Below are 4,901 nucleotides of genomic sequence, written 5' to 3'. Positions count from 1 at the left end.
AAACGCTCCCACAGTTCGATGGAGAAGATCAGATAAAACGCTTTCGGTTGCTTGAAGGCGTTGAGGCTTACCGCCTCGTCAGTGTGTTTGTTTGCAGTTGACACGTGTACCTCAGTTTATACATAGCCTGTTTTACGACAGGAATTAAGTCTGCGTCGGGCTGAGTAATCCCGCGCAACATTGTTATTAGAAAGGAAAAACGGCGCCTAATTTGGCTGAATCAGGCCAACAGGGCAAGCATTTTCTGCACGCTGAAATACTTGTTACAGGCAGGGTTATAACCAGGATAATAACTTGTAAATCAGTGTTAAATATCACTGCGTGACATTATAGCAGGATAATTGTTCTTGTTGCAGATCGTTTGATGGATTTTCCTGAGATAAACTGCTTTTCCTGCTCCGGGCAGGACATAATATTATCCAGCCCATTAAGCTGGATGATTCCCCTGATTTTTGCCGAAGAAGTAAGCGCAATTGTCTGATTGTTGAGCACAATACGCAGCTGACGGTTAGCCGCAGGCTAATTTGTTGATCCTGCGCACAAAATTATCAATTAATTAGAAATGTAAAAAAAGAAAACGATTGCCGCTCTCCCGTTTGCCGACAATTTCACCACTTAATCGCGGCTTTCATTGTATAAGCTCTGCAACGCCCCCGGCGGCAGCGACCTGTTGCGCCAGGCAGGGGGAGGATGGATCGCCGATCGCCAGCCCTTCGACAGCCTGAAGAAATTGCTGTAACCTCGTTTTTTCCCTGCAAGGAACTCATCATGAAGCAGTCCGTTCGTGTCGCTCTCGTGGGCGATTACCGTGCCAGTGCCGTCGCGCATCAGGCCATTCCTCCTGCCATTCAGCTTGCCGCCGCCACACTCTCCCTTGACGTAACCGCCGACTGGATCGCCACGCCGGAAATCGATCTGCCGCGTCTGCACGACTATGATGCCGTCTGGGTGGTGCCTGGCAGTCCCTTCCTGAATGATGCCGGCGTGTTCGACGTCATTCGCTGGGCGCGCGAAAGCGGTAAACCCTTTTTAGGCTCGTGCGCCGGCTTTCAGTATGCGGTGGTGGAGTACGCGCGCGACGTGCTGGGCTGGGAGGATGCTGGCCATGCCGAGACCGACCCTGACGCGCGCTGGGTGATTGCGCCGCTGGCCTGCTCGCTGGTGGAACAGCGCGGTGAGGTGACGTTTGAGCCGGGTTCACGTATCGCTCAGGCCTATGGCGCGCTGCAGAGTAATGAAGGCTATCACTGCAACTTTGGCGTTAATGCTGAGTTCAGCGAGGCGCTGGCCACGCGCAATCTCCGCATTACCTCATGGGATTTGCAGGGGGATGTGCGCGGGGTAGAGCTGACCGATCATCCGTTCTTTGTCGCCACGCTGTTTCAGTCAGAACGCGCCGCGTTACAAAACCGCCTGTCGCCGCTGGTGGTGGCGTGGCTGCAGGCGGCGCGATAACGATTATTGCTGAGAGTACGGCGCGCAGCGTCGCGCCGTTACCGATCAGTCGGTCTTTTCCGCAAATTCACACAAATCTTCAATCAGGCAGGAGCCGCAGCGCGGTTTACGCGCCACGCAGGTGTAGCGACCGTGCAGAATCAGCCAGTGATGGCAGTCAACCTTAAATTCAGTCGGCACCACCTTGAGCAGCTTCTGCTCTACTTCCTCAACGTTTTTACCCGGCGCAAAGCGGGTGCGATTGCTGACGCGGAAAATGTGGGTATCTACGGCAATGGTAGGCCAGCCAAAAGCGGTGTTGAGCACCACGTTGGCGGTTTTACGCCCGACCCCGGGCAGGGCTTCCAGCGCCGCGCGATCTTCCGGCACAGTACCGCCGTGCTGCTCCAGCAGGATACGGCAGGTTTTGATGACGTTTTCGGCTTTGCTGTTAAACAGCCCGATGGTTTTAATGTACTCTTTTACGCCTTCCACCCCGAGAGCCAGCATTGCCGCTGGCGTATTGGCTACCGGATAGAGTCGGGCGGTGGCTTTGTTGACGCTGACATCGGTCGCCTGCGCCGACAGCAGCACAGCGATCAGCAGCTCAAACGGCGAGCTGAAGTTGAGTTCGGTGGTCGGATGGGGATTAGCATCACGCAGCCGCGTGAGGATCTGCAGGCGTTTATCCTTATTCACACAGCCTTCCCGGTTTCACCCTGCGGCACGGCAGCAGCAGCCTCAGCCTGACGTAAGGCGCGCTGCTTCATTTTCTGGTCGATCAGGTACTTGCCGGCCAGCAGCATGCCGAGGCCGATAAACGCGCCCGGCGGCAGCATCGCCAGCAGCATCGGCGAATCAAAATGCACCACTTCGATACGCAGTGCTTTGGCCCACGGCCCGAGCAGCTGGTCAGCGCCGTTAAACAGCGTGCCGTTGCCGATCAGTTCACGTATCGAACCCAGCGTCACCATCGCACAGGTTGCGCCCATACCGATGGCAAAGCCATCCAGCGCGGAGAGGGGAATACTGCTTTTCGATGCCACCGCTTCCGCGCGTCCCACCACAATGCAGTTGGTGACGATCAGCGGGATAAAGATGCCCAGCGACTGATACAGGCCATAGGCATAGGCGTTGATCAGCATCTGCACGCAGCTCACCACCGAGGCGATGATCATTACGTAGATCGGAATACGAATTTCACCCGGCACCCAGCGGCGCGAAGCGGAAATCGCACTGTTGGTGATGGTCAGTACCAGCGTGGTCGCCAGTCCAAGGCCCAGTGCGTTAGTGGCGGTTGAGGTCACCGCCAGCAGCGGACAGAGCCCCAGTAGCTGCACCAGCGCCGAGTTATTCTTCCACAGTCCGCCAATCAGTAAATTTTTCGCTTCACTCATGGTGCATCTCCACATTCAGGCAGCGAAGCGAGCTTCGCTGGCAGCGTTTCAATCAGCAGCGCCGTGCGTTTGGTGGCGTTGACCACCGCGCGCGGCGTGATGGTCGCGCCGGTAAACTGGTCAAATTCGCCACCGTCTTTTTTCACGGCAAAGGCTTTATCGTCGGCACCGTGCACCACTTTGCCGTTAAAACTGTTAATCCAGTCGGAAATTCGCAGCTCGATTTTATCACCCAGACCCGGCGTCTCATGATGTTCAATCACGCGTACGCCCAGCACTTTGCCGTGGAAATCGGCGCCGACCAGCATCTGTATCGCGCCAGAATAGCCGTCAGGGGCGGTGGTCTCAAGTGCGGCGGCCACCGGGTGATCCCCTTTGCGCGCCACATACAGATGATGCGGTTTGTCGTTGCCGAGCGCGCGGGCATCGGTCACCAGCAGACACTCCTGCTGAATATTGTTGTCGTACAAATCGGTGGGCACCACCTGGTCGAGCAGGTTTTTCTGCTGCAGCGCGGTCTGGTGATCGACCGTCGGTTTGGTGACATAGTTGACCACCGCCGTCACGCCGGTGGTGATCACGGCAAACATGCCCAGCGTGAACGCGTTTTTACGAATGGTTTCGATCATCATCAATCCCTGCGATGTCCATACACGCGCGGCTGCGTGTAGTAGTCAATCAGCGGCACGCAGATGTTAGCGAGCAGCACCGCGAAGGCGACGCCATCCGGATAGCCACCGAAGCTGCGAATCAGCCACACCAGCAGGCCAATCAGCGCACCGTAAATCAGCCGGCCACGGTTGGTGGTGGACGCGGTGACCGGATCGGTGGCAATAAAGAACGCACCGAGCATGGTCGCCCCGGAGAACAGATGCACCAGCGGCGAGTTCAGCGACTGCGGCGCGAACAGCCAGCCGAGCGTGGCGCACAGCGCCAGCGACAGCAGGAAGCTGAACGGGATATGCCAGCGGATGGCGTTCTTCGCCAGCAGCAGCATGCCGCCGAGCAGATAGCCGAGATTGACCCACTGCCAGCCGAGGCCGGCCAGTACGCCGCCATAAATCGGCTGGGCCAGCAGCTGTTCGGCGCTGTGCCCGGCGCGCAGGCCGGTTTTAAAGGTATCCAGCGGCGTAGCCTGGCTCACGCCATCCACACCCAGCTGCAACTGCTGCATGGTGTCACCGGCCAGCGTGTGGCCGGTAAAAATCATACTGAGTGAGTCCATCAGGCCAGGTTTAATGGCCTGCAGTACGTCCGGCGGCAGCCAGCTGGTCATCTGCACCGGGAAGGAGATCAGCAGTACCACATAACCGACCATGGCCGGATTGAACGGGTTCTGGCCGAGGCCACCGTACAGTTGCTTGGCGATAACCACGGCAAATACGGTACCGAGCACCACCAGCCACCACGGCGCCAGCGGCGGCAGGCTGATGCCCAGCAGCAGCGCCGTCAGCAGGGCAGAGTTGTCCGCCAGCGTCGGCACTACCGGCGCGTGACGCAGGCGCAGAATCGCGCCCTCGGTAATCCATGCGGTAGCGACCGCCAGCAGCACCTGAATCAGGAAGCCGATGCCAAAGAAATACCACTGTGCCGCCATGCCGGGCAGCGCGGCCAGCACCACCAGCAGCATGATGTTGCCGGTGCTGCGGCGGTTATGGGTATAAGGCGAACTTGCAATACGAAAAGCCATTTAGTCCTCAGTCGTCGAAGGCTGCTGCTGCGCTTTACGCGCTTTGGCACGGGCGACCGCGGCAGCAATTGCCGCTTTGCGTGGGTCGGCGGAGTCAGGAGAGGCAGCAGCCTCCACTTCAGGGGATGCGGCGGGCGCGTCGGCTGTCTGCTGCGCTGCGGCCGCGGCTTTCTTCGCTTTGGCACGGGCAATCGCCGCTTCGACCGCCGCTTTGCGCGGATCGACCTCAGCCGCTGGCGTTTCCGCTGCCGGCTCAGCGTCGGCCGGCGTCTGCGCCGCCGCCGCTTTCTTCGCTTTGGCACGGGCGATAGCGGCTTCGACTGCGGCTTTGCGCGGATCGACCTCAGCCGCTGGCGTTTCCGCTGCCGGCTCAGCGTCGG

At 58.8% G+C, this 4,901-nt stretch carries 5 protein-coding genes and 1 pseudogene; 1 reads left to right on the top strand and 5 read right to left on the bottom strand.

Going from position 1 to position 4,901, the window contains the following annotated elements; translation table 11 throughout:
- The first annotated feature begins 768 nt into the window (after nt 1-768).
- Nucleotides 769-1,455, top strand: coding sequence for a CTP synthase (locus QMM04_RS20910; protein WP_282996922.1), 687 nt, complete (start codon nt 769-771; stop codon nt 1,453-1,455).
- Between the two features lie 45 nt (nt 1,456-1,500).
- Here the strand turns inward: QMM04_RS20910 and nth are convergent, their stop codons facing one another.
- The 5 genes and pseudogenes from nth to QMM04_RS20885 form a co-directional block, all read right to left on the bottom strand.
- On the bottom strand, nt 1,501-2,133 hold the full coding sequence (gene nth / locus QMM04_RS20905; protein WP_282996921.1) for an endonuclease III: 633 nt from the start codon (nt 2,131-2,133) through the stop codon (nt 1,501-1,503).
- Nucleotides 2,130-2,831: an electron transport complex subunit E gene (locus tag QMM04_RS20900; RefSeq protein WP_282996920.1), complete on the bottom strand. Its 702-nt coding sequence runs from the start codon at nt 2,829-2,831 to the stop codon at nt 2,130-2,132. The genes nth and QMM04_RS20900 overlap by 4 nt, the downstream gene beginning before the upstream one ends.
- A complete protein-coding gene (rsxG, locus tag QMM04_RS20895) occupies nt 2,828-3,460 on the bottom strand; it encodes an electron transport complex subunit RsxG (protein WP_278707595.1) in 633 nt (210 codons plus the stop codon). The genes QMM04_RS20900 and rsxG overlap by 4 nt, the downstream gene beginning before the upstream one ends.
- Nucleotides 3,461-3,462: 2 nt before the next feature.
- Nucleotides 3,463-4,521, bottom strand: a complete 1,059-nt coding sequence (gene rsxD, locus QMM04_RS20890) for an electron transport complex subunit RsxD (protein ID WP_058769716.1) — start codon at nt 4,519-4,521, stop codon at nt 3,463-3,465.
- Nucleotides 4,522-4,901, bottom strand: a pseudogene (locus QMM04_RS20885) (electron transport complex subunit RsxC); the annotation flags it as partial. It abuts the gene before it with no gap.

The sequence above is a fragment of the Pantoea sp. Pa-EAmG genome, from assembly GCF_030024295.1.
GTDB lineage: Bacteria > Pseudomonadota > Gammaproteobacteria > Enterobacterales > Enterobacteriaceae > Pantoea > Pantoea dispersa.
The sequence above is the reverse complement of the archived record's forward strand: the minus strand, read 5'-3'. Positions and strand labels throughout refer to the sequence as shown.